This is a genomic window from Muriicola sp. E247, from assembly GCF_041358175.1.
GTDB lineage: Bacteria > Bacteroidota > Bacteroidia > Flavobacteriales > Flavobacteriaceae > Muriicola.
On the sequence record NZ_JBGKBE010000002.1, the window covers coordinates 104,271 to 130,061 of the forward strand.

Genomic DNA, 25,791 nt, shown 5'->3' on the forward strand with positions numbered 1-25,791 from the left:
AATTTATGGCTAAATTTGCAGTAACTTCCTATGAAAGCCTCCTTCAGAAAACATATACTCAATTTTATAAGACCCGGCGGAACATCCCGTGGGGTATTAAACGAAAAAGAGACCTGGTACCTCATATTGCAAGAGGGTGAGAGAACTGGGATTGGGGAATGCGCCATGTTCAGGGGACTGAGTTATGACGATGTTCCCGGGTATGAAGAAAAACTACAATGGGTCTGTTCAAATATCAATATAGGCCAGGATGAGTTAAGCAAGGCTTTGACAGAGTTTCCCAGTATACAATTTGGACTGGAACAGGCATTCAGATCACTACAGGCTACAGATCCATTTTCTCTATTCCCATCAGATTTTACAGAGGGAAAAGAATCTATTGCGATCAATGGACTAATCTGGATGGGGGACAGAAAGTTTATGGAGGAACAGCTTAGCGAACGGTTAAAAGCCGGATTTACATGTCTGAAACTTAAAATAGGGGCGATTGATTTCGAAGCCGAAATTGATATTCTCAAAGGGATACGAGATCTTTATACTGCCAAAGAAATAGAAATCAGAGTGGATGCCAACGGCGCTTTTGAAAAAAAAGATGCCTATAAAAAACTCGAACAACTCGCTACCCTCGACATCCATTCCATAGAACAACCCGTAAAGGCCGGACAGACGGGACTGATGAAGGAGTTATGTGCTGAAGGAATTATGGATATTGCCCTGGATGAAGAACTGATTGGTGTCTTGAGTGAAACAAAGAAGAAAGAATTACTACAAATAATAAAGCCTGATTATATTATCTTAAAGCCAAGCCTGGTTGGAGGATTTCATGGTAGCCGGGAATGGATTACCTTCGCTGAGGAAATGGGGATAGGCTGGTGGGTGACCAGTGCCCTGGAAAGTAATATAGGTCTCAATGCCATCGCCCAATGGACCGCTACACTGCAAAACCCACTCCCCCAGGGACTGGGCACAGGTAGTTTGTTTTCCAATAATATTGAAAGTCCGCTGGAAGTATATCAGGGGCAACTCTGTTATCGCAAAGAAAAAATCTGGTCAACTAATTTAATTCAGGAAGCATGTACATAGAACAAGGTTATGAAGGAGAATTTAAACACTGGAAGTTTTGGATCCTTCCCCTGGGCTTTATTGTCCTTATGGTCTTCAATTATATTTCGATGCTGTATTCCCCGGTAAGTGTGGATGTAATGATGGCTGAAATGATAGAAAAACTGGGATCTAATGTGGTCCTGATTTTACTTCTGTTTCCCCTGGCACTTGGGCTGTTCTTTGTCCTTGGATGGGTAAAGCTTGTACAATCCCAATCGATAAGAGCCCTAACCACCTCAAGAAAAAAAGTGGATTGGAAAAGAATATGGTTTGCCTTCTTTCTCTGGGGAGGGATCACTGTAGGCCTGACGCTAATTGATGTGGTTCTTTCTCCTGAAAAATTTAAATTAAATTTTGAACTTATCCCATTTTTAAAACTGGCCCTGATTGCCATTTTACTCATCCCTCTGCAAACCAGTTTTGAGGAGTATATGTTTCGGGGACATATGATGCAAGGTTTGGGACTGTTGGTACGAAATCGTTGGTTTCCATTATTATTTACTTCCCTGCTCTTCGGGCTGATGCACCTGGGGAATCCCGAAGTGGATACCTTAGGCCCGGGGGTAATGATTTTCTATATTGGCACCGGACTCTTCCTGGGTGTCATAACTCTGATGGATGAAGGTCTTGAACTGGCACTGGGGTTCCACGCCGCCAACAACCTTTTTGGGGCGCTGCTGGTTACGGCAGACTGGACGGCTTTTCAAACGAATTCTATTTACAGGGATATTTCTGAACCTGTTTTGGGGTGGGATATTCTTGTTCCTGTATTTGTGATCTTCCCCTTGCTGCTTTATTTCTTTTCAAAGAAATACGGATGGAAGAACTGGAAGGAAAGACTCACAGGAAAAGTATACACCAAAGAAGAATTTGAAGAAAACTACTCCCATGCAAAATCAATATAAAGAAACGCATCCCTTATTTAAATTTCAGGGTACACATTTCTCTATTCACGAGCTGAACGATGTGGCTTACAGTCTGATCAAAGAAGGGGATAAAGAAGAGCGCTTGATTGGGGATTTTCTGATGGACTGGGTTTCACCACATGATTCACTCACCCTGAGAACTTCAGGTTCTACCGGGAAAGCCAAATCCATTCGCGTTACCAAACAGGCCATGATTAACTCTGCTTTGCGTTCAGCTGACTATTTTGGACTCAAAGCCGGGCAGACAGCATTATTATGTCTTTCGGCCAGCCATATCGCAGCAAAAATGATGTTGGTCCGCGCAATGGTGATCGGACTTTCATTAGATACTGTAGATCCTTCCTCTTCACCCTTAAACGGCCTGAACAGGAGGTATGACCTGTGTTCCATGGTTCCATTGCAGCTGGAAAAATCAATTAAGCATCTTTCTTCCATAGATACACTCCTTGTGGGAGGGGCGCCACTCTCCTCCGAATTAAGACTAAAGTTGCAAAAAAGCCCCTCAAGAATATTTGAAACCTACGGAATGACCGAGACTTGTTCACATATTGCGGTCAGGCCTGTCAACGGAAAGGAAGAAGGGCAAAGTGATCAGATGGCGATACCATTTGAGACCTTACCCGGACTAACGGTTTCGACCGATAACCGCAATTGCCTGGTGATCAATGCTCCGGATTTAGGGGTTGAATCACTGGTCACTAACGATCTTGTCAAGCTTATTTCAGAAAAGGAATTTAACTGGTTGGGCCGATGGGATAATATCATAAACTCAGGAGGGGTAAAATTAATTCCTGAAGTGATAGAGGCCAAACTTAAACCCCACCTTGAAAATAAATTTGTTGTTTTGGGTAAACCCGATAAGGCACTGGGTGAAAAGCTGATCCTGGCTATTGAAGGCGAAGGAAATCCGGCGCAAATCCTCAAGCATATTTCAGATGTGAATACCCTCGATAAATTCGAAATACCCAAAGAAATACATTTTATTTCCCGATTTAAAATCTCAGAGAGTGGAAAATTGGATCGCAGATTCCTCGCAGAACAACTGCAAACTTAATTCTGATATACCATCCAGACTTCATTTGCCTTTCCCTTGAGGTAACTGGTTATTGACGTTTCTAATCCGGCTGAATAGGAATTCAAAACGGGATCTTTGTTATAGATGGCAGCGTAAAACATAGCGGCAGACAGATAAGATCCTTCTATACTGGGATGAATACCATCGGCATTGTATAGTGTCACCTCAAAAGTTGAATCATCAGCAATTTCTTTAAATGCCAGGCCAATAGGCACTACAATGCCAGAGACCAGTGGGGCAGCCTGCTCATAGGTCGCCCTGATATTTGTCAGCATGGCCGGTTCGGCCTCATAGGCCCAGGTCATAAACAGGTAAATTTTCGTCTTGTTATCGGGCAAGGCAAATTTCATTTCCTGTAAACTTGTAATTGTTTCGGTGGTCTGTTCTGAAGCCACGGTTGAGTTTTCCTGAAATATGACGACATCCCAATTCTTTTCGTTTAGCTTGGCAAGGGTATTTGCATTTTCAAGGTGATCCTGTATGGAAGCCCCATCCATAGTAATTTTTTCAATTGTCGGACTAAAATCTAATCCGGCCTGAGAGGTGAATCCTTTCAAATAATGATCAATGCCGAGATTGTAATTGGTATGACTATTACCTATAAAAAGGACATATTTTGCCTGAAATTCGGTCTCAGCACCAGGATTCGGAAGCTTGCTGACTTCAGAAGACTGTGAACATCCCAGAGACAATACAAAAAAGAAAAGGAAGAGGAATGAATACCATTTCATACTTAAAGATAAGGTATTTTAGTTTCCTTAAAAAGCCGTATTTTAAACCACTAATTACAAAGTTCAAATCACACTATGATTCTATCTTTTAAGCGATTTCCTTTTTTATCTTCTACCCAATGTTTGATCATTTGTTTGCTGTGGGTAGCTACTCCGGCTTTTGCCCAGCATATCCTTCCGGAAAAAGACCGTGCAAGGGTAATAGATGAAATTCTGGCTGAACGATTTAATTCGCTTTTGCCGGAACTTATGGATAAAACAGAGATTGATATGTGGATTCTTATTTCCCGCGAATACAATGAGGATCCCGTGCTGCGCACTATGCTTCCTGCCACATGGCTTAATGCGAGACGCAGGACAATTCTCGTTTTTTACAGGGATAAAAAAAGTAACACTATTGATAAACTAGCCGTTGCCCGATATAATGTAGGTGAGAATATTGAATCTGCCTGGGATAAGGAAAAAGAACCAGATCAATGGAAACGTCTGATGGAGATCATCGAAGAAAAGAATCCTGCGAAAATAGGACTAAACTACTCCAGGGATCATAACATCGCCGATGGACTCGATAAAACAGACTACGATGAATTTATGCAGTACCTGCCATCCCGCTTTAAGAAAAGGGTAACTTCAGCGGAGCAGCTGGCGGTACGATGGATAGAAATCCGAACGGGGAGGGAGATGGTTCTTTTCAATCAGTTGGTGAGCATCACCCACGAAATTATTGCTGAAGCCTTTTCAGAAAAGGTGATCACCACAGGGGTCACTACTACTTCAGATGTAGAATGGTGGATGCGACAGAAGGTCACCGAAATGGGACTGGAAACCTGGTTTCATCCCACTGTGGACATCCAGCGATCTAATGAAGGACTGGTAAGTCACCTGTATTCTTTTTCAGGTCGACCTGAAGATATGGTGATTTTGCCCGGCGACCTGTTGCATTGTGATTTCGGTATCACCTATCTCAGGCTGAACACCGATTGCCAGGAATTGGCATATGTCTTAAAACCGGGCGAAAGGTCGGCTCCGTCATTCCTTGTTGAAGCGCTTAAAAAAGGGAATAGGGTTCAGGACCATTTAACCGAAAGTATGAAGGAAGGGCTCACGGGCAATGAAATTCTTAGGACTGCCCTCGATAAGGGGAGAAATGAAGGTCTGCGGCCTGCAATTTATACGCATCCATTGGGAGCCTATGGCCACTCTGCGGGAACCACTATTGGGATGTGGGATTCCCAGGGAGGAGTAATGAAGGATGATGGAGAAAACTATCCACTTAATCCCAATACGGTATACGCAATAGAACTGAATTCTACGGTTCATTTGCCGCAATGGGATCGTGATATACGTATTATGCTGGAGGAAGCTGGTTTTTTTGGCCCTGAAGGCTTCAGATATGTCAATGGAAGACAAACCGAATTGCTTTTAATCCCGAGGCCTGTGCCTCACCAAGGTGAGTAATATGCGGAAATTATTTTTTTTGATATTCGCGCTTCTCCTCAGTGGCCCTATACTATGGTCACAAGAAGCCCCAAACCCCAATACTACCATATTCTGGGACACTTCTGTTTCAATGAAAGACAGGAATCTGGAAAAAGACCTGGAAGTACTCGATAAGGTATTCCAGCGCAGCCCCGATCAGGAGGTTCAACTGTTGCTGTTTAATATCGGGATTGAAGAACGAACGTATCAGATTAAAGGAGGTAACTGGGAAAGTTTACGCAGCGACCTGGAGGCTGTTCAATACGATGGAGCGACATACTATGCCATACTCAGTGGCCCGGCCAAACACCCCAATATCTACTTATTTACCGATGGAAACCGGGGGCTTGATAAGGACACTCCCGATTTGCCTGCTAAAACCTACCTGATCAATAGTTCTCCTAACCGGGATGAGGAATTTCTCAAAAGGACAGCCCTGATCAACAGGTATCGCTTAATGGATTTTGCCGCGATTTTACCAGAGAATATCGCAAGTTTGAAAACGCCAGTGGGTAGTAATAAAAAGCTGGTAAAAGGGAAGGTTTATATTGATAACGTTCCTGTACCAGATGTAGTGGTTGCGGTGAAGGGCATGCCCGGAGGTACAAGATCGGTGGTTGACGGTAGTTTTTCCATTGAAGCTCAACCCGGAGATAGTCTGCTACTCAGCAGCAGGAGCAGAAATACCTATAAAGTGGTGGCCGTGGAAGATACAGATCAGATGAATGTGTTTCTGGAAGGCAATGTCTTCACCCTCGACGAGGTAACACTGGTGGAAAGAAGACAGGAAGAGGTAGAAGCTGAAGTGGTTACGGCTTATGGGAAAGAAAATAAAGAGAAAATTGGATATGCGGCACAATCGATAGGCGATGAATCGATAACACCGATACAGACAGATGTTTCTCAGGCAGTATTAAATAAATTTTCTAATGTAACCCTGAGGAATGACGAAGATTTGAGTAGGGCAACTATGCGATCAAATACTTCCATTTTAGGCAATAATTATGGATTGGTTGTGATAGATGGGGTGCCGCAAAGACAATCGGATTCTTCCCGCGATGGAGTGCAGCAATTTGCAGAGCGACAAAATAGTCAAACGAGCTTCGACTACGTAAATCCAGACAACATTGCGTCGATTACTGTACTGAAAGGATATGCTGCCACCAATAAGTACGGTAGTTTAGGAGCAAATGGTGTTATTCTTATAACAACCAAGACGGCTATGGCTTCTAAAAAAACAGGAGAACCAACAGACCTGGCAAGGTTAACGGATAATATCTATGACGAGGAGAAGTCGACAGAAATGAGACGATCCACCATCAGGAAATCTCTTGAGAAATCGAAATCTGCAGAGGAAGCTTATCGTACGTATCTGGAGATGCGTCCCTCCGCAGAGGATAACATGCAGTTTTTCTTCGATGCCGCCGATTATTTTAAATCCAGAGACAGCGAGCTGGCGGCTGTGATTACTTCCAGCATACTTGAACTTTTCCCAAAGGATATTAAAACGCTCAGGGCAGTTTCTATGGTCTTATCGGAAGTAGGGAATAATGAGCAAGTAGCGGCGATCAATGAAGAGATTATAGAAATTGATGAGAAGAATGTTCAGGCATGGCTCGATCTGGCTGTAGCCCAAAGGAATCTTGGGGAATATCAAAAGTCGTTACAGCAACTACTGGCCTTACAGGGAAATTCAACAACCCCTGATCTTAGTATAAAAAGCGTGGGCAAAACGGTGAACAGGGAATTGAAAAATCTCATTTTCAGGCACAAGGAAGATTTAAATACCACCGGGGTTCCTTCAAACTACCTGAATAACATAAAATACAATGTTCGTCTGGTTTTCGAGTGGAATGACCCTGAAGCCGAATTTAATCTGCAGTTTGTCAATCCCCAGAAACGCTATTTTAACTGGGAGCACAACAGCACCTCCGCTTCTGATCGGATGAAGGACGAGATTTTAAATCGTTATTCTTCTGAAGAATTCGAATTCTACGGGGACGGAGTTCAGGGAGAATGGATCCTCAACGCTACCTACCTCAATCATATCGATCTCACGAATCAGGTTCCCCTGGTATTAAAATGTACCCTTTACCAGAACTTTGGATACCCCGATCAGACTTCAGAAGTAATTGTCGTAAGCTTTAACACACCCGGAGAAACCAAACTGTTAAAAACGGTGCAGGTAAATTAAAGGCCAAAATTTCTTAACTTTAAGGAGGTTGTTATAATATTATACAGTTTAATTGCTTGATTAAAAACACTATAGCTATGAAAAGAAATCTAATTACTTCAGTATTGCTTTGCTGTATGTTTATCCTGCAGGCGCAGGATAAGCAACTTACTATCCGGGGCAAGGTATCTAATATGGACACGCCTTTGGTGAATGCAGAGGTGAGCTCAGAAAAGAGCGGGGAAACAGTAAAAACGGACATTAACGGCAAGTACGAATTAAATACATCTGCAGGCGACCTTGTAACCTTTACCTACCCGGGCCTTTCCGATATGGAGATCGTGGTGGAGGATGTGAGCTCTGTCCTAAATATCAGTTTAAATACAGCAGTAAATGTGCTGGATGAGGTAGTCGTGGAAAAGACGAAGATCAAGAGTCAGGCTCAATTACGAAAAGAATACAACAGTAACAAGAACCTGATCAATACTGCTTTTGGAATTCTAGATAAGGAAATCACAAACTTTTCTGTGAGGATCATTGATAAGTCGGAATTTTTATTTGGAGGTATTGATCTTGCTTCTGCCATCCAATACCGTGCTGCTGGTATTCGGGTTGATCGCTCTGTGGATTTCTATAAACCAACAATTTACTTAAGGGGGTCTGCGCTAGGTATGTTTCCCGCTATTTATGATGTAGACGGTTTAATTCTCACAGAATTCCCCGACTTCGTGAACATTGAGAACGTTGAGCGCATTGCCATTCTCAGCGGCCTTGGACTGGGAATTAAATACGGAGGGCAAGGAAATGGAGGAATTATTGTGATCAATACAAAAGGGGGGAATACGTATCGCGATCCAAGGACAGGGGGCCCTTATGATCAGGCATTACTGAGAAATAATATATACGAAGGTAACGCACTTTCAAAAGAGCAGGCCAGTAAAAATGTGCCTACTTACCTGAAGGAATTATACGCAACTACTTCCGAACGGGAGGCAGTAGATCTTTATAAGGAACAATCAGCCAGGTACACTAGTTCAATGTATTATTTCCTGGATGTCTTTGGATATTTTGCGGCCAAATGGAAGAATACCAGTTTAGCTGATCAAATTATTGCGGATCACTGGTATTTATTTAAAGACAATCCCGTTGGGATGAAGGCACTGGCATACCTCTACCAAACCATGGGGAATAATGAAAAGGCACATGAGCTCTATAAAGAAATCTTTATTTTAAGACCTAATTACGCGCAATCCTACAGGGATTTAGCCCTGAGTTATGCCGACATAGGCGATTACAAGAAATCGGCATCCATCTATGCCCGATATGATTATCTGGTAGCGGAAGGGTTTATTAGGGCTGAAGACAAAGAATTCACCCCTCTTATGGAACGCGAATTCAGTAACCTTCTAGAACTCCATAGAAAAGAACTTACCTCGACGGAAACAAAGAAAGGGCCTTCACTAAATAGTGGCTTTGAGGGCACACGACTGGTGTTCGAATGGAATGATAGCGAGGCAGAGTTTCAGTTACAGTTTGTCAATCCCAATGACAAGTATTACAATTGGGAACACAGCATGCTGGCAGACCCTGAACTTATCCGTGTTGAAAAACTTAAAGGATACTCGTGTAAGGAATATTTAATTGATGGATCGATTACTGGCCAATGGAAGGTGAATCTGAAATACCTGGGGAATAAGAGCCTGACACCCGCCTATCTCAAAGCGACGATTTATCATAATTTTGGCTCAAAATCTCAACGCAAGGAAGTAAAAGTATTCAAGTTGCAATTAAAGAATGTGAATCAGGAGTTATTTAAAGTTCAAAATTCTTTATCGCTTGTTTCCAACTAGGTCAGTTGCTACTCTCTTATTTGTTCTTGCCGTATATCAATTAGGATACGGACAACGAGATTATAAGGGGGTTATTCTGGATAAAAACACGAATGAACCAATCCCGTATGTGAACATCGGTTTTCCTAAAAAGGGCATTGGAACCGTAAGCGATGAAGAGGGCCTGTTTCATTTGGAAATTGATACTAAACTTTTAGGGACTTCGGAAATTCTGCAATTCTCCTCCCTGGGTTATAGTACTATTAATAGAAAAGCTTCTGAACTCGAGTTTAGCTACAACGAGTATCCGATAATCTATTTGGAGCCCAAAGCCGAACAATTAAATCCGGTTGTTGTTACGGACGCTGGCTTATTCGAATCCGGGGATCGTATAGGGTATAAAAACGGAGGCCACCAGTTTTATGGATACTGGAAGGATAATATCGCACTTGGTGGAGAATTGGCCACAAGGATTAAGGTAAAAAAGGGCCTTCGCAGATTAAACGAATTCAACTTTGAAGTCTGGGGAAATACCTCAGACAGTGTTTTAGTTAGGATTAACTTTTACGATACTGATGGTGCCAACGGCTTCCCAGGAACAAACCTGAATTCAAGCGGTAGGAATATTTTGTATACCATCCCATCTACACCTGAAGTAGCTACAGTAGACCTGCGTCAATTTGACCTTTTTGTCCGTGATGATTTTATCGTGAGCCTTGAATTATTAAAAGTTTACGGGCCATCCAAAATTGGGCTTGTTCTGGCTGCTGCCAATAATCGCTTTACCGATTCCTATAAGAAATATGCCAGTCAGGACGATTGGAAGATCTTGATAGATGCTGCCATGGCTTACGAGCTTGAATCCACCTTGTTTTCCAAAAAGGCAGTAAAAGACAGATCCAGAAATAAAAAGAAGGCAGTTAAATCAATTATTACGGGCTATGTATTTCATGGAAATATAGCTTTACCCAATGTAAAGGTTACTAATTTTAGCAATGGCGTCTCCGTTAACACAAATGAAAATGGGAATTATCAGATAGAAGCTAAAAAAGGAGACTTACTTCAATTCAATGCAAAGGGGATGGAAACTTTAACCGTAAAGATCCTTGAAAAGAAGTTTATCAATATCAGACTTGAAAGATCCTGAAACAAGCCTTGCTTACACCTGTAAAACGCCCATATTAAAGGGTTTTTCGATGGGGGCATGGTTAGCTGCCTCAATCCCCATGGATATCCATTTGCGGGTTTCCAGAGGATCTATGATGGCATCCGTCCATAATCGTGCTGCGGCGTAATAGGGAGAAATCTGATTGTCATAGCGTTCCTTTATTTTATCGTATAGCTCCTTCTCTTTTTCTGCTGTGATTTTTTCCCCTTTCTTCTTCAGGGAAGCCGTTTCTATTTGCAGTAAAACCTTGGCGGCTGAATTCCCGCTCATAACTGCCAGCTCTGCACTCGGCCAGGCAACTATCAGGCGGGGATCATAGGCCTTGCCACACATGGCATAATTTCCGGCCCCATAACTATTACCAATAACCACGGTAAACTTGGGTACCACTGAATTACTTACGGCATTTACCATTTTAGCCCCGTCTTTTATGATTCCTCCGTGTTCGCTTTTACTCCCCACCATAAAGCCGGTGACATCCTGTAAAAACACCAGGGGTATCTTTTTCTGATTGCAATTGGCGATAAATCGAGTGGCTTTATCAGCCGAATCGGAATAGATTACTCCCCCAAATCGCATTTCACCTTTTTTAGTCTTTACCACCTTTCGCTGGTTTGCGACAATGCCTACAGCCCAGCCATCTATCCTGGCATAACCCGTAAGAAGTGTCTTCCCGAAACCTTCTTTGTATTGTTCAAATTCGGAATTGTCCACCAGGCGTTTGATGATCTCCAGCATATCGTACTGGTCTGACCTCTTCTTTGGCAGGATTCCAAATATTTCATTTTCTTTCTCTTTCGGAGTAGCAGGTTTACTGCGGTTAAAACCAGCAGAATCAGAGGCGCCGAATTTATCAAGAAGCTTTTTGATCGTATCAAGTGCATCCTTGTCATCTTTAGCCTTGTAGTCGGTTACCCCACTGATCTCACAATGGGTAGTGGCACCACCTAGTGTTTCGTTGTCTACCTGTTCTCCAATAGCGGCCTTGACAAGATAGCTTCCTGCCAGGAAAATACTTCCGGTTTTTTCAACAATCAGGGCTTCATCACTCATAATTGGCAGATAAGCCCCTCCTGCAACACAACTGCCCATTACCGCTGCGATCTGGGGGATACCCATACTGCTCATTACTGCATTATTCCTGAATATTCTCCCAAAATGTTCCTTGTCGGGAAATATTTGTTCCTGCATTGGCAGGTATACCCCGGCACTGTCTACCAGATAAATAATTGGTAGTTTGTTTTCAATAGCTATTTCCTGTGCCCTCAGATTTTTTTTTCCGGTGATTGGGAACCAGGCTCCGGCTTTTACTGTGGCATCATTGGCTACCACAATACATTGCCTGCCCTGTACATATCCTATGACTACTACTACACCGCCAGACGGACATCCTCCGTGTTCTTCATACATGTCCTTCCCTGCCAGGGCACCTATTTCTATCCGTTTTGAATCTTTGTCTAAAAGATAGTCGATGCGTTCACGTGCAGTCATCTTTCCCTGAGAATGATGTTTTTCAATGCGTGTTTTCCCACCGCCCAGCGCAGTTTTAGCAAGCTGTTTTTTAAGTTCTGAACTCTTTAATTTGTTGTGATCTTCGTTGATATTGAAGTTGATATCCATATGGGCCGAAGTGTTTCTTTTAAACGCCTAAAGATAAGGAGTAATATTCATTAACTTTGACAAAAATATCATGGAATATGCCAAATAGTGTGGGTTGGGGAATTATAGGATTAGGGAATATCGCTCAGAAATTTGCCAAAGACCTGGCCCTTGTACCCGATGCAGCTCTAATGGGAGTTGCCTCAAGATCAATGGTGAAGGCCAAGAAGTTCAAAGAGGAGTTTAAAGTGCCCTATGCATTCGATAACTACATGGCATTGCTCAATTGCGAGGAAGTGGAAGTTGTCTATATTGCCTTGCCACATACCGAACATTTAGAATGGAGTTTAAAGGCGATGGAGAAGGGCAAGCACGTATTGTGTGAGAAACCGGCAGGAATTGATCGCAAACAGGTGGAGGCAATGATCGCAGCCTCCAAAAAGAATAACGTCTTTTTTATGGAAGCGTTATGGAGCCGCTTTATCCCATGCATCCGAAAAATCAAGGAGAGTGTGGAAGCAGGGGAGATCGGAGCCGTGGGGTATCTCCATGCCGATTTTGCTTTTTTTGCTCTGGACAGGGACAGTGAGGGAAGGCTTTTAAACCCTAAGCTAGCAGGAGGTTCCCTCTTAGATATCGGGATATATCCCGTATTTCTAGCCTACCTTATTCTTGGAATACCCGATGATATTCAGGCCGATGCGAAATTCCTTGATAGCGGAACTGAGGTTCAGATTGCTATTACATTTACGTACAAGTCGGCCCATGCTCATTTATTCAGTGGCTTAACTGCTACCAGTCCCATGACCGCCACCATATCAGGAAATGACGGCACCCTGATCATTCATTCGAGATGGCATGAAGCAGAACGGTTTACTTTGGATGTGGAAGGACAAAGGGAGGAATTTCATTACCCAACTGTCGGCAAAGGGTACACTTATGAAATAGAAGAAGTCCAACGCTGCCTTGCAGAAAACAAAATAGAAAGTCCGTTCTGGTCACATTCTCATAGCATGGATTTGATTACCCTTCTGGATAAAATCAGAGAAATCGCTGGGATCCGTTTTCCTTTTGAAGGATAAAATCTTTCACCAGGGGTTAATTTCACATGATTTTACGATATTTGATTTTACTAAACTAACTTATATGGGAATGAACAAGAATACTGTCCTCGCCTGGGCTACCTTTATTATGATCTTAGTGGGCTTAGGGCTAATAGGTTTGGGAGCCTTTCGCTACGACGACGTTGCCGGCTGGGGTTTCGCTTCCGTTGGGATCGGTTTTTTTGCTATAGCATGGGTTTTTAACGCCCTAAAAGGAAGGGTTTAGAAACTCAAGGCTGCTTTTCACTCGATTTTCTTAAAGTAACTTTACTATAAATGTCAGACGATAAAAAGGTCATTTTCTCCATGTCGGGGGTTTCTAAAACCTACAAGAATGCGAATACCCCTGTACTTAAAAATATATACCTCAGTTTTTTCTACGGGGCCAAAATAGGAATCCTGGGTTTAAACGGTTCCGGAAAATCTACTTTGCTGAAGATCATAGCAGGAGAGGATAAGAATTACCAGGGTGATGTTGTCTTTTCCCCGGGTTACAAAGTGGGTTATCTGGAACAGGAACCTGTTTTAGACGATTCCAAAACGGTCCTTGATGTGGTGAAGGAAGGAGTGGCAGAGACGGTAGCCATCCTCGATGAATACAATAAGATCAACGATATGTTTGGTTTGCCTGAAGTGTATGAGGACGCTGATAAAATGCAAAAGCTCATGGATAAACAGGCCGCCCTGCAAGACCAGATCGATGCGGCAAACGCCTGGGAGCTCGACACCAAACTCGAGATTGCCATGGACGCCCTCAGGACACCTGATCCGGAGAAGAAAATAGAAGTATTGTCCGGGGGTGAAAGGAGACGCGTTGCCTTATGCCGACTCCTGCTGCAAGAACCAGACGTACTCCTATTGGATGAACCTACCAACCACCTCGATGCTGAATCGGTCCACTGGTTAGAGCATCACCTTGCCACCTATAAGGGTACTGTCATTGCTGTTACCCACGACCGGTACTTTCTTGATAACGTAGCCGGCTGGATTCTCGAACTGGATAGGGGAGAAGGGATTCCGTGGAAAGGAAATTACAGCAGCTGGCTCGATCAGAAATCGAAGCGTCTGGCTCAGGAATCCAAGCAGGCTTCCAAACGGCAAAAGACTCTGGAGCGTGAGCTGGAATGGGTAAGGCAGGGGGCGAAAGGCCGCCAGACCAAACAAAAGGCCCGTTTAAAGAATTACGATAAATTATTGAGTCAGGATCAAAAACAACTTGATGAGAAGCTAGAAATCTACATCCCCAACGGTCCCAGATTGGGTACCAACGTCATAGAGGCCATTGGCGTTAGTAAGGCCTATGACGATAAGTTACTTTACGACGATCTTAATTTTAAACTTCCACAGGCGGGGATTGTAGGTATTATAGGGCCCAACGGAGCAGGAAAGACCACCATTTTTAAAATGATCATGGGAGAGATTGCGCCCGATAAAGGAGAATTTATAGTGGGGGAGACGGCCAAACTGGCCTATGTAGACCAAAGTCATTCCAATATAGATTCCAATAAGACGATCTGGGAAAATTTCAGCGACGGACAGGAACTCATTCTAATGGGAGGCCGACAGGTAAATTCCAGGGCTTACCTGAGTCGGTTTAACTTCTCAGGAAGCGAGCAAAACAAAAAAGTGAATATGCTTTCCGGAGGGGAGCGCAACAGATTACACCTCGCCATGACCCTGAAGGAAGAAGGGAATGTTCTTTTACTGGATGAACCTACCAACGACCTCGATGTGAACACTCTGAGGGCTCTTGAAGAAGGTCTTGAGAACTTTGCAGGTTGTGCAGTTATAATTTCCCACGACCGTTGGTTCCTCGACAGGGTTTGTACGCATATACTGGCATTTGAAGGGGATTCTCAGGTTTATTTCTTTGAGGGATCCTTTTCTGAATATGAAGAAAACAAGAAAAAACGCCTGGGAGCTGATCTTACCCCCAAGCGCCTCAAGTATAAAAAATTAATACGTTAAGCGAATAGCTTAGTAAGGCTCAGTGGGGTACCAATCTAACTGTACCACTTCTATATTAGAGTCCCCACTATTAACCAGACTCGCAAACTGATTGACGTCACTTACATCAGGTCGGCCGCGATAATGATAGGGATACACCTGCCTGGGTTTAAATTCCAGAACGGCATCCGCAGCACGATCTACCGTCATCGTATAGGGGAGATTCATACAGATAAAAGCCTTATCTATATTTTCTAAGGCGCGCATTTCCGGAATATCTTCTGTATCGCCCGAGAAGTAAAGTCGTTGCCCGCCCATATTAAGTACATAGCCATTGCCTCTTCCCTTTACGTGGAAATTCTTTGCCTCTTCTCTAAGGTTGTACATGGGAATGGCTTCAACTAATATGTTAAATCGTTCTTTGGTATCCCCGTTGTTCAATATATCCAGTTGTGGGGCAAATTGAGCGGGCATCTTGTCTGCAACGGCCTGCGGCACTATTATTTTTGCCTCGGATGTGTCTAAGCCTTCCAGGGTTTCCGCATTAAAATGGTCCCCGTGGATGTCTGTGATCAGGATGAGGTTTGGTTTGGGGTGCTTTGCAAAAGCTTCGGAGCCTCCAACAGGATCAATGTACATGGTGACGTCTCCCCACTGAATAACCGCAGTGGCGTGTTCCACCGGGGTGATTACTAGCTTATCTCCCTCAGTGGGATTTTGCGCGCTTTGTTGGGAGGCGGTTTGTCCTGCCTCCAAACCATCGGTTTTTTTGACTTCTTTACAGGAAACAAAAATCAGCAACAACCCGGCAAATAACTTAAAAGATGTTTTCATTTCTTTTTTTTAATAAAGTTCATCGATAAAATTAAAGATAATCAGCTTCAGGGAGATACCTTATACCTTTAATAACATTTTAATATTGCTACGGGCATATGGGGGTGGATTTTCCATTTCGATTGTTTTAAACCCGAATTTCTTATATAAATGGATGGCAGGTGTTAATTTAGTGTTTGAATATAGAACCAGGTTTTCTTTACCCTGCTCCCTGGTATATTGTATAGAAAAGGCCAGAAGATCATGACCTATTTTCTTTCCCTGAAATTTCTCTTTTACGGCCATTTTACCGAGTTCAAAGCTTTCATTATTATATGGGATAAGTGAAAAGCATCCTGCAATGCTATTGCCGTATTGAGCAAAGAAGATCGCACCGCCCCGATCAATGATTTCTTCTTCGGCATTATTTAACAATTCCCTGTCCTTGGGTTCTTCATAGAAGTAGTGGTTAAGCCACGCGAGATTCATATCTCTGAATTCAGCTGCAAGTTCAGGTCGATAAGGAATAATTTGAAGAGTCACAGACAAGGTCTTAATTCTTGTAAAGATTGATCTACACCTTTATTGGTGGGTAGAAATTACAATATATTTTAAAGTAAAAAATCTAAAAACCGACTTTCCCCGTATATAGCATGTAAACACGTTACAAAAGAAAAGCGTATTAAACTTTTTACACTATGACTGAAACAAAAAGCAATAATGGATTAAAGGTAATTGCCGGTTTATTAGGTGTTGTACTTTTAGGTACCATCATTTACACTGTGAGTCTTTACCAGGACAAAAAGAAAAGAGAAACCGAACTTTCTCAGGAAAAGGAACTGGTTGTTGAAGACCTAAGAAGCCTGCAATCTGAGTATGACAAGGCTATCCTTGAAAGCAATGCCACTAACGAAGAATTGGTTGCAGCAAGAGACAGGATTGCAAAGTACATCGACTCTGTTCAAACAATGAAGGCTGATATTTCTTCATTGAGAAGGTACAGAAATCAGGTTGCCGTTCTTAGAAAAGAAAGAGAGGAACTGTTGATACAGGTTGATTCTCTTACCCGTTCTAACTCGCTTTTAGCGATGCAACGCGACAGCACTTTCGTGGAATTGGAAAAACAAGCTGTATTCAACGATTCTTTAGTTGTTCAGAACACTCAGTTGGCTGAGGCTGTTGAAAGGGGATCAGCTTTAAATCTTTCTCAGTTCAATGTTGATGCTGTTAAGGAAAGAAGCAGCGGGAGATTGGTTTCTACACCTAGGGCCAGCCGTACCGATAAGCTTAAAGTTTGTTTCACAATTGCCGATAATGTTATTGCGCAAGCCGGAGACAGACAGTTCCTTATCGAAGTACTTGATCCACAAGGAAATGTACTTGGAGGTGGAAGCACAAAGTCTACTGATGAAGGCGCTTCTGTTACTTATACAAAAGCCACTGATTTTTACTACGAAAACCAGGATCTGGATGTTTGTGACTTTATCAACAAGCCAGGTGGTGATTTCCAATCAGGAAACTACATGGTAAATGTTTATGACGATAACCTGAAGCTTCTTGGAACTTCTAAGTTCACTCTGAAGTAAGAGATTATCCTTCTAATAAAATTAAGGGCCTTCATTTGAAGGCCCTTTTTTATTGACTTACTTCTTTTTTAATGAGCCGGTCATGTCCTCCGGTTTTACCCATTGATCGTATTCTTCAGCGGTAACATATCCAAGATTGATGGCCTCTTCCCTGAGTGTAGTGCCATTCGCATGAGCGGTATTCGCTATTTCAGCAGCTTTGTAATAGCCGATTTTTGTATTGAGGGCAGTAACCAGCATCAAAGAGTTATTTAGCAATTCTTTAATGACTTTATGATTGGGCTCAATACCGGCAGCACAGTGAATATCGAAACTGACACAGGCATCGCCCAGTAATTCAGCAGATTGTAGCACATTGGCGGCCATAACGGGTTTGAATACATTTAATTCGTAATGCCCCTGAGCGCCTCCGACCGAAACCGCCACATCGTTACCCATGACCTGTGCACATACCATGGTGAGGGCTTCACACTGAGTAGGATTTACTTTCCCGGGCATGATAGAGCTTCCCGGTTCATTGGCCGGAATAATGATCTCTCCGATTCCCGATCTGGGACCTGATGCCATCATACGAATGTCATTGGCGATCTTGTTAAGGGAAACGGCCAGTTGTTTTAACGCCCCGTGTGTCTCAACAAGAGCATCATGGGCCGCCAGAGCCTCAAATTTATTCACAGCCGTTTTAAAAGGAAGTCCTGTAAACTCAGCAATGTATTTAGCAACCAGGACGTCATACCCCTCGGGGGTATTCAGTCCGGTACCCACGGCAGTTCCCCCAAGAGCGAGTTCACTTAAATGATCAAGGGTATTATGTAAAGCCTTTAAGCCATGGTCTAGTTGGGATACGTATCCTGAAAATTCCTGCCCTAAGGTCAGGGGAGTAGCATCCATTAGGTGGGTTCTCCCGATTTTTACGATGTCTTCAAACTCTTCCACCTTTTTTTGAAGCGTATCTCGCAACTGGGTGACCCCTGGGATGGTAACTTTGTAAATTTTATCATAGGCGGCAATGTGCATCCCGGTTGGGAATGTATCATTTGAAGATTGCGACTTATTTACATCATCGTTGGGTTGTATGGTTTTTTTACCTTCCCCGATTTTCTGACCGGCTAATTCATGTGCCCTGTTGGCAATTACTTCATTGACATTCATATTGCTCTGGGTACCCGAACCGGTTTGCCAGATGACCAGGGGAAACTGATCGTCGAGTTTTCCTTCAAGGATTTCATCGCATACTCTGGCGATCAGGTCGCGTTTTTCAGCTTCCAGGACACCTAATTCACAATTGGCATAGGCTGCTGCTTTCTTCAGGTAGGCAAAGCCGTATACGATATCCAAGGGCATAGAGGCTGGCGGTCCTATTTTAAAATTGTTCCGGGACCTTTCGGTTTGGGCCCCCCAATATTTATCGGCCGGGACTTTCACTTCCCCCATGGTATCTTTTTCAATCCTGAATTTCATCGTATCAAATTTTTATATCAACAAAGGTAAGGCTTGGAGCAGAAAATCCATTTTACATGCTGATAATTTTCTGCTTTCGGATTTGCAATTTTTAGGAATTTCCAAGTATCTTTGCTTTATAAAGTAACTTTTATGTTCGAATTTGATCAATACCTTGGATTTCTGGCATTTTTAACCATTGTGACAATTGGCTTCTGGCTGATGATGTTCCTCTTGCTTTTTGTAGTACCTTATTGGTTAGGAGGAAATCTGATGGAAATATTTAAAGAAAAACGCGAGGCGAGGAGAGCCAAGCGCAACTCATAAAAAAAGAAGCCATTTGGCTTCTTTTTTGTTTTATCTTCTATTCTAGACCTGATCAGGTTCCTTCAAATTCAAAATCATCATCCTGTCCGCCTCTTCCGTTACGGTTTCTTTGATTCTGTGGTTGATTAAAGCGGTAGAGGAAGGAAAGTGTAATCTGTCTTTCTCTCCACTGGAATTCGCTGTAAGTAGCTACCGTATTTGTGATTGTTTCCGTTCTCCTTTTTCTGGAATTAAACACGTCACTTACATTGAGTGACAAGGTGGCTTTATCCTTAATTACGTCCTTACTAAAGGCCAGGTTGGTACTCAGTATTCCCTTATTTTCATTCTGCGCATCCTTTCGCGGTCCGCGATAGAAAATATTTGATTGAAAATCAATGTCGCCCGGCAGAGGGATTTTAGCACTAAAACGGGTAAACCAGGTAAAATTATCAGCGTCAAAGTTTTGGGTAATTTCCTCATTCAGGAAATTCGTATACGTATAATCCCCTCTTAGTTGCTGCTGGAATAGATTGAGGTTCCAGGTAAGCCTCCAATCGCGTTTAGGAGTATAGGTGGTGGTGAACTCCATACCGTATCGGCTATCCGTCGCAAGGTTGATAGGTGTTCGAGCCTGAACAGGTACCAGTACCGGGTTGTTGGGGTCGTCAGGATTTTCAATTTCCACAAAATCTCCTGTTTCCTGAGTGATAAACTGGAAAACTCCTGTAGATCGGTTGAAATACCCCGATGTGGTAAACGTAATCTTATCCCATCGTTTTAAATACCCGAGATCGAAGGCATTTGTGAAAGTGGGATCCAGATCCGGATTTCCCTGAAACAAGTTGGTGTTACTCGATCTGGAGGGAAATGGATTGATAAATCTTGAACGGGGCCGGCGCAATCTGCGGCTATAGCTAATAGTTAGTTGCTCGGTCTCTGAAAACTCATATCCCAGAAACAGGGAAGGAAACCAGTTCACATAATCCTTATCGGTAACTTCCTGGGTATCGACCAGCTCAATACCAATATCGGATGCTTCCATTCTCAGTCCGCCCAAAACACTGAATTTCTTAACCTTGGTACCCAGCTGCATATACGCTGCATTGACGTATTCCTTGTAATTTAGTTCGTTACTGAAATCGGGATCCCTGTCGAGCACCCCGTCTTCCAGTATTCCAAAGTCGAAATCGGTATTAAAGTTGTTAAAGGTACCACGGTACCCCATCTCAAATTGAGACATGTTATCCTTTCCAAACGGAAGTACATAGTCGAATTGCACCAATTGATTTATTTGTGATTCATCATTGATGGTTTGTTCCGTGGGCAAGGCAACAGATTCTCCGAGAACTATTTCATCTATGATGGAATTCTCTATTTCATCTCCTCTCGAATACTGATAATCCATGGTAAATTCATGGCCTTCCTTGTCAAAAGTCTTCTTGTAGTTAACTGAATACTGAACATTGTCATCCTCTTCCGCTTCTACAGTAGACCGATTTCTTCGTATTGTAGGATTTCTTACTTCATCAAAATTAAAAAAGTTGATATCCACGGTATTCTCCCCATCAGATTTCCGGATGACCAGGGAATTGGTAATACTGCTGGTTTCACTGAAAAAGTACTCAAAACCGATATTGGTGTTAAAACTGTTATCCTGGCGTTGATATTGCCTGATTTCATCCTGAAAACTGACCGTATTCCCATTTTCATCGAAATTTTCCTGTTCGAATAGCGCATTCCCGGGTGCATCCCGATAACGGTATGTGGTGGTGGTAAAAATGTTGAATTTTTCCCGTCTCAGGTTCAGACTCACGGCTGTTCCGTAGTTATCCGGATAACCTGCAAACACATTTACTGATCCGTTTACCCCGGCTGTTTTACTTTGTCTTAAGATGATATTGAGTATTCCCGCTGTTCCTTCTGCATCATAGCGAGCAGAGGGATTAGTAATTACTTCAACCCTTTCAATAGACTCTGCAGGGAGCTGCTGAAGAGCTTGCGGACTCAATCCAGACAGGGCAGAGGGTTTCCCATTGATTAGGATACGTACACTTTCATTTCCTCTAAGGCTAATATTTCCTTCAACATCAACAGTCACAGAAGGGACATTATCCAGAACATCGGTGACAGACCCACCTCGTACGGTAAGATCCTGACCTACATTGTAGACTTTTTTATCTAAGCGTAATTCTACCGTAGTTCGTTCGCCAACAACTACTACATCTTCCAGCATCTCAGCATCTACTTCAAGCTGAATAGCCCCCAGGTCAGTTGAACTCCTGAAGGTTTGAGCCTTTAACTCGAAAGTCTTATAAGAAAGATACTCCACTCTTACGTTGTACTGACCCGGCATAGTCTGTACAGAAAATTTACCGTCAAGATCAGAGATTCCCCCCGTCACCATATCGGGCCTCCTGACACTTTGTAAAACCAGGGTGGCGTATTCGAGGGGCTGATTTGTATCCTTGTCATAAACAGTACCCGAAATGGTTATTGGAGACGGGCGCTGACCGGAAGGTCTTTGGGAGAAGGACATTAAAAAAGCCATTAGGAACAATGGCAGAAGGATGAATTTTTTCATTAAGACTTACTTTTTTTCTTTTTTCTTTTTTTCGATTTGGATTTTTTGCCTCCGTTTTCACGGTATTCCTTCAGCGCTTCAAATTTGTCAGCAGGTAAACTTGCCTTGAGTTCCTCATCCTGTTTTAAATTGATCTGTTCATACGCTTCCCGCGTTTTTTCGGGCTCCAGCTTAAGGATTTGAATTTCTATTCGTTGTTGAACGTATTTTGTAAGGATCGATTTTAAGATGGCCTGTTCAAATTCTGAGAAATCAATCACTTCCAGGAGTTTGGGCATCTCAGCTTCTACAAGCCCTTCGGCGGTCATGGGTTCAGCAGGTTCGGGCTTATCCTGGGTTTGAGGGGCTATTCGCCTGCGGCCCATGGCTCCATACTGCGCTTCAGCATAAAACGTAGCTGCAAAGAAAAATAGAATTAGAAGAATATGGTGTTGGTTCGCTCTCATTTCAGTATTCACATTCAAATGTATACGGAAGTAAATGAGTGCGCGGTTAAATGTTTGTTAAAAGGCAAAGTAGACTTTAACAATTGAGAAAAATTTAAGAGAAGTTTTAGGAAAATTGGGAAAACGGATTATTCAGCCAGTAATTCTGATATATTCTCAGCAGGTCTTCCAATCACACCTTTTCCCTTGTAAATAACTACAGGTCGTTCTATAAGTTTGGGGTGTGCCAGCAAAGCATCTACGATCATTTCCTCGCTGAGATCTTTTCCTTTAAAATCGGATTTCCAGATCGCTTCCTGTTTTCTTACCAAGTCTGAAGCATTGATATCCAGGGTTTTCAGAATTTGCTCTAGTTCGGATCTGGTGAGATTAGCTTCCAGGTATTTAATAATTTCAAAAGGTTTCCCACTTTTTTCAACGATGGCAAGGCCTTCACGCGATTTACGGCATCTGGGATTGTGGTAAATTTTAATCATATTACTAACTTTCGTGATTCTGCCCCATCATCATAAGATAGGCTTTGAGGAACATGTCGAGATCCCCATCCATAACGGCGTCTACATTTCCTGTTTCTTCGCCTGTACGAACATCTTTAACTAATTTGTACGGGTGCATAACATAATTTCTGATCTGAGAACCCCATTCGATCTTCATTTTGGACGATTCGATTTCATCCCGGGCTTCCTGCTTTTTCCTCAATTCAATTTCATAGAGCTGCGACTTTAACATCTTTAGGGCTGTCGCCCGATTATCGTGCTGCGATCTTGAATCTGAACAGGAAATTTGTATTCCTGTCGGTTTGTGCACCAATTGCACCTTGGTTTCAACCTTATTGACATTTTGTCCACCCGCTCCGCTTGATCGGGCTGTAGTGATCTCTATGTCTGCAGGATTCACTTCGATCTCAATACTATCGTCAACCAGCGGGTAGACGTAAACCGAAGCAAAAGAAGTATGCCTTTTGGCATTGCTGTCGAAGGGTGAAATTCTAACTAAACGGTGAACGCCGTTTTCTCCCTTCAACCATCCAAAGGCGTAATCCCCTTCAATTTCGAGTGTTACGGTTTTGATGCCCGCTACATCACCTTCCTGGTAATTGAGTTCTTTAACTTTATAACCGTTTTTCTCACTCCACATCAGGTACATTCGCATAAGCATGGAGGCCCAGTCACAGCTCTCAGTGCCACCTGCTCCGGCAGTGATCTGAAGTACGGCGGTCATTTCATCCCCTTCTTCGGAGAGCATGTTCTTAAATTCGAGCTTTTCTACGGCATCAAGAGCCTTTGAATGTTGGGTTTCAACTTCAGCAGGGGCAACTTCCCCTTCTTTCTGGAATTCGAGTAGTACTTCAAGGTCATTGGCAAGCGCCAGTGCCGTGTTGTATTCTTCCACCCATTTTTTCTTAGCCTGAAGCTGGCGCATTTTTACCTGTGCTTCCTGTGGGTTATCCCAAAAATCTGGTGCTAAGGTTTTCTCCTCTTCATTCTCAATTTCGATCAATTTGGCATCGATGTCAAAGATACCTCCTTAACGCACCAAGGCGCTCAATAAGATCTTTCTGATGATCCGTAGTTACCATTCTGAATAAATTTCGTGTAAAAGTACCACGTTTTTAAAGAGTAGGGAATATTTAAAATTAAAATTATTGTTGTTGTTGCTGCCCGTGTACCTGAACACTATGTGAAGTGGTATTTTCACCTTTTGAAAGAATAATACCTTTGATTGGGGCACAATCAGCATAGTCCTTTCCATGGGCAACCTTAATGTGATTGTCACTCGCCAGGATATTGTTTGTGGGATCAAATCCAACCCAACCCACGTCTATAAGATAGGCCTCAGTCCATGCATGCATCTGGGAGTCTCCGAAATATCCATTCCCCTGGTGGAGATATCCCGATACATATCGGCAGGGAATACCATACTGCCTGGCAATAGCAGAGAACAAATGTGCAAAATCCTGACACACCCCGTGACGATTCTCTACAATGTAATCCAATGTAGTATTTACTTGCGTAACCCCGGGCGTATAGAATATTTTTTCGTACACCCATCGGTTCAGCTGCTGTAAATTCTCAAAGACGTTTTCTTTCTTATTGTATTCAAAAAAATTGCTGTGCTGGTCCAAAAGGGTGGTCAGTGGCGTTTTACGTAGAAAGGGCTCGTGGTCTACCCTGAAATAAAGATCGTGGTAACGATTGAGTTCTTCAAAAGGATCGGTCGCTAATTCAAAATTAAATGGATTTAATGTTTTTTTGTTGAGGGTAAAGTGCGCCTTAAATTCTATGCTATCAAATTTTGTCCTCGCAAGGATCCGAAGGGTTTTAAAGCCATAGGCATTTGTAGAAATTTCATATGGAAAATTCATAGAATTGGCGAATGAAAATGAGTGCAATTCCTGGTATTCGTCCTGGTGCGGACAAATAAGGAACTGCCACCTCGCTTCTTTCACAGGAAATTCATACTGGTTTTCAGCGCAATAGACAATCTTGTATTCGAGAGACATTATTGCTTATAGATTATAAGGTAAGCAGGGATCAATAGTGAAAAAACTCACTCTCCATTTTGGTGCCAATATCGGCTAAATTCTTTAACATTCCGTCAATAAATTGTTCGATATTTCCTTCAATTTCTTCAATATACTTGTACTGATATTCCGATCTCACTCTTCCTACCAGAAAGGCCGTCGAATTTTTGTTATAACGAAATGAATTATCGAGTACCCTGATATGCCTGTAAATCTGATTTAGGCTGTTCATCAGGGATCTGGGGCAATTGGGATTCAGGATCAGAAACTCGAGGGTTGTTGCGCTGGTAGGTGTCTTTTTATAAAACCTGCGCATCATATCATAGGATTCCGCGCTTTTCAAAAGCGTGATCCATTCAAAACTGTTTTTGAAAGTGTCACCATAGCCTCCTTTTGAAATGGATGCGTCCCTATATTTTGAATTGATAATTCGGATCAGTTGGTTGGCCCGCTCCAGATTAACACCCATCAGGATAATGGCATATACTTCATCGTGGAGAAGTGTGCTCCGGATTTTCCCTCTCAGGATAGACGACATTTCAATGATATTAATGCAGAAGTCGTACATCCCTTTTTTAAGGAAGTGATCTACGGGATATTTTAAGACAAAGTGATAAAACTTATTGATGGATTCATAGAGGTCAGTTGAAATCAGGTCCCTGGCACTATTCGCATTTTCCCTTGTATACTTCACATTGCTGATAATAGAGTAGGGATGGTCTGGATCCAGGGCGAGCTTGAAAAGCACATCTTCCTCAATGAGGTCCGTCCCTTTCGGAGCTTCGGGATCCCCTATCATTCTCAGCATCGAATTCAGTACAAACTGCCTCGATCTGGAGAGCTCATTGGGAGCATCCAGGGAAGAGAAGTAATTGACGTGCATATACCGAGCGATATGCTCAGATCGCTCTATATAACGTCCCATCCAAAAAAGATTATTGGCTACTCTTGCTAACAT

At 42.7% G+C, this 25,791-nt stretch carries 23 protein-coding genes; 12 read left to right on the forward strand and 11 right to left on the reverse strand.

Annotation, left to right across the window (positions count from 1 at the left end):
* Nucleotides 1-30 precede the first annotated feature (30 nt).
* Genes ACA086_RS04045 through ACA086_RS04055 form a run of 3 tightly spaced genes read left to right on the forward strand, consistent with a single transcriptional unit; the run spans nt 31 to nt 3,084 of the window.
* Nucleotides 31-1,083 (forward strand): o-succinylbenzoate synthase, encoded by a 1,053-nt coding sequence (locus ACA086_RS04045; RefSeq protein WP_371002067.1) that lies wholly within the window; start codon nt 31-33, stop codon nt 1,081-1,083.
* A complete protein-coding gene (locus tag ACA086_RS04050; RefSeq protein ID WP_371002068.1) occupies nt 1,074-2,009 on the forward strand; it encodes a lysostaphin resistance A-like protein in 936 nt (311 codons plus the stop codon). Before ACA086_RS04045 ends, ACA086_RS04050 begins: the two co-directional genes overlap by 10 nt.
* The gene (locus ACA086_RS04055; protein ID WP_371002069.1) at nt 1,993-3,084 is read left to right on the forward strand and encodes an AMP-binding protein; all 1,092 of its coding nucleotides are present in this window, start codon (nt 1,993-1,995) and stop codon (nt 3,082-3,084) included. The genes ACA086_RS04050 and ACA086_RS04055 overlap by 17 nt, the downstream gene beginning before the upstream one ends.
* Here the strand turns inward: ACA086_RS04055 and ACA086_RS04060 are convergent.
* A complete protein-coding gene (locus ACA086_RS04060) occupies nt 3,081-3,836 on the reverse strand; it encodes a DUF4886 domain-containing protein (RefSeq protein WP_371002070.1) in 756 nt (251 codons plus the stop codon). The genes ACA086_RS04055 and ACA086_RS04060 overlap by 4 nt on opposite strands.
* 75 nt (nt 3,837-3,911) lie before the next feature.
* Here ACA086_RS04060 and ACA086_RS04065 point away from each other — a divergent pair, with 75 nt between their 5' ends.
* From ACA086_RS04065 to ACA086_RS04080, 4 genes are all read left to right on the forward strand, one after another.
* Nucleotides 3,912-5,294 carry a M24 family metallopeptidase gene (locus ACA086_RS04065; RefSeq protein ID WP_371002071.1) on the forward strand — a complete coding sequence of 461 codons (1,383 nt, stop codon included), beginning with the start codon at nt 3,912-3,914 and terminating at the stop codon, nt 5,292-5,294.
* A gap of 1 nt (nt 5,295) precedes the next feature.
* Nucleotides 5,296-7,509 (forward strand): TonB-dependent receptor plug domain-containing protein, encoded by a 2,214-nt coding sequence (locus tag ACA086_RS04070; RefSeq protein WP_371002072.1) that lies wholly within the window; start codon nt 5,296-5,298, stop codon nt 7,507-7,509.
* Between the two features lie 77 nt (nt 7,510-7,586).
* Complete coding sequence (locus ACA086_RS04075) at nt 7,587-9,338, forward strand: hypothetical protein (protein ID WP_371002073.1); 1,752 nt, start codon at nt 7,587-7,589, stop codon at nt 9,336-9,338.
* Nucleotides 9,325-10,464, forward strand: a complete 1,140-nt coding sequence (locus tag ACA086_RS04080; RefSeq protein ID WP_371002074.1) for a carboxypeptidase-like regulatory domain-containing protein — start codon at nt 9,325-9,327, stop codon at nt 10,462-10,464. Before ACA086_RS04075 ends, ACA086_RS04080 begins: the two co-directional genes overlap by 14 nt.
* A 12-nt stretch (nt 10,465-10,476) precedes the next feature.
* Here ACA086_RS04080 and ACA086_RS04085 read toward each other — a convergent pair whose 3' ends face one another.
* A complete protein-coding gene (locus ACA086_RS04085; RefSeq protein ID WP_371002075.1) occupies nt 10,477-12,105 on the reverse strand; it encodes an acyl-CoA carboxylase subunit beta in 1,629 nt (542 codons plus the stop codon).
* 56 nt (nt 12,106-12,161) lie between these two features.
* Between ACA086_RS04085 and ACA086_RS04090 the strand changes: the two genes are divergently transcribed.
* From ACA086_RS04090 to ettA, 3 genes are all read left to right on the forward strand, one after another.
* A complete protein-coding gene (locus ACA086_RS04090; RefSeq protein ID WP_371002076.1) occupies nt 12,162-13,166 on the forward strand; it encodes a Gfo/Idh/MocA family protein in 1,005 nt (334 codons plus the stop codon).
* A 64-nt stretch (nt 13,167-13,230) separates the two neighbouring features.
* Nucleotides 13,231-13,413, forward strand: coding sequence for a CAL67264 family membrane protein (locus ACA086_RS04095; protein WP_369749520.1), 183 nt, complete (start codon nt 13,231-13,233; stop codon nt 13,411-13,413).
* A gap of 50 nt (nt 13,414-13,463) precedes the next feature.
* Nucleotides 13,464-15,155 carry an energy-dependent translational throttle protein EttA gene (gene ettA, locus ACA086_RS04100; protein ID WP_371002077.1) on the forward strand — a complete coding sequence of 564 codons (1,692 nt, stop codon included), beginning with the start codon at nt 13,464-13,466 and terminating at the stop codon, nt 15,153-15,155.
* Nucleotides 15,156-15,164: 9 nt separating this feature from the next.
* Here ettA and ACA086_RS04105 read toward each other — a convergent pair whose 3' ends face one another.
* Both ACA086_RS04105 and ACA086_RS04110 read right to left on the reverse strand, forming a co-directional pair.
* Nucleotides 15,165-15,968 carry an MBL fold metallo-hydrolase gene (locus tag ACA086_RS04105; protein ID WP_371002078.1) on the reverse strand — a complete coding sequence of 268 codons (804 nt, stop codon included), beginning with the start codon at nt 15,966-15,968 and terminating at the stop codon, nt 15,165-15,167.
* A gap of 60 nt (nt 15,969-16,028) precedes the next feature.
* Nucleotides 16,029-16,490 (reverse strand): GNAT family N-acetyltransferase, encoded by a 462-nt coding sequence (locus ACA086_RS04110; protein WP_371002079.1) that lies wholly within the window; start codon nt 16,488-16,490, stop codon nt 16,029-16,031.
* Nucleotides 16,491-16,645: 155 nt separating this feature from the next.
* Between ACA086_RS04110 and ACA086_RS04115 the strand changes: the two genes are divergently transcribed.
* The gene (locus tag ACA086_RS04115) at nt 16,646-17,533 is read left to right on the forward strand and encodes a hypothetical protein (protein WP_371002080.1); all 888 of its coding nucleotides are present in this window, start codon (nt 16,646-16,648) and stop codon (nt 17,531-17,533) included.
* Nucleotides 17,534-17,590: 57 nt separating this feature from the next.
* Here the strand turns inward: ACA086_RS04115 and fumC are convergent, their stop codons facing one another.
* Entirely contained in the window at nt 17,591-18,994 is a 1,404-nt protein-coding gene (gene fumC / locus ACA086_RS04120) for a class II fumarate hydratase (RefSeq protein WP_371002081.1), read from the reverse strand.
* Between the two features lie 132 nt (nt 18,995-19,126).
* Here fumC and ACA086_RS04125 point away from each other — a divergent pair, with 132 nt between their 5' ends.
* Nucleotides 19,127-19,300 (forward strand): hypothetical protein, encoded by a 174-nt coding sequence (locus ACA086_RS04125; RefSeq protein WP_165200566.1) that lies wholly within the window; start codon nt 19,127-19,129, stop codon nt 19,298-19,300.
* Nucleotides 19,301-19,352: 52 nt separating this feature from the next.
* Here the strand turns inward: ACA086_RS04125 and ACA086_RS04130 are convergent, their stop codons facing one another.
* The 6 genes from ACA086_RS04130 to ACA086_RS04155 all read right to left on the reverse strand — a co-directional run bounded on the left by ACA086_RS04130 (nt 19,353) and on the right by ACA086_RS04155 (nt 25,791).
* Nucleotides 19,353-21,863 carry a TonB-dependent receptor domain-containing protein gene (locus ACA086_RS04130; protein WP_371002082.1) on the reverse strand — a complete coding sequence of 837 codons (2,511 nt, stop codon included), beginning with the start codon at nt 21,861-21,863 and terminating at the stop codon, nt 19,353-19,355.
* On the reverse strand, nt 21,863-22,309 hold the full coding sequence (locus ACA086_RS04135; protein WP_371002083.1) for a hypothetical protein: 447 nt from the start codon (nt 22,307-22,309) through the stop codon (nt 21,863-21,865). Before ACA086_RS04135 ends, ACA086_RS04130 begins: the two co-directional genes overlap by 1 nt.
* A gap of 128 nt (nt 22,310-22,437) precedes the next feature.
* The gene (gene arsC, locus ACA086_RS04140; RefSeq protein ID WP_371002084.1) at nt 22,438-22,785 is read right to left on the reverse strand and encodes an arsenate reductase (glutaredoxin); all 348 of its coding nucleotides are present in this window, start codon (nt 22,783-22,785) and stop codon (nt 22,438-22,440) included.
* Between the two features lie 4 nt (nt 22,786-22,789).
* Nucleotides 22,790-23,888, reverse strand: a protein-coding gene (gene prfB, locus ACA086_RS04145; protein ID WP_371002085.1) for a peptide chain release factor 2 whose coding sequence is annotated in 2 segments (ribosomal slippage) — nt 22,790-23,824 and nt 23,826-23,888 — 1,098 coding nt in all. Because the reading frame shifts where the segments join, the coding sequence is not laid out codon by codon here.
* 63 nt (nt 23,889-23,951) lie between these two features.
* A complete protein-coding gene (locus ACA086_RS04150; RefSeq protein ID WP_371002086.1) occupies nt 23,952-24,812 on the reverse strand; it encodes a transglutaminase family protein in 861 nt (286 codons plus the stop codon).
* A gap of 31 nt (nt 24,813-24,843) precedes the next feature.
* Nucleotides 24,844-25,791 (reverse strand): alpha-E domain-containing protein, encoded by a 948-nt coding sequence (locus ACA086_RS04155; RefSeq protein ID WP_371002087.1) that lies wholly within the window; start codon nt 25,789-25,791, stop codon nt 24,844-24,846.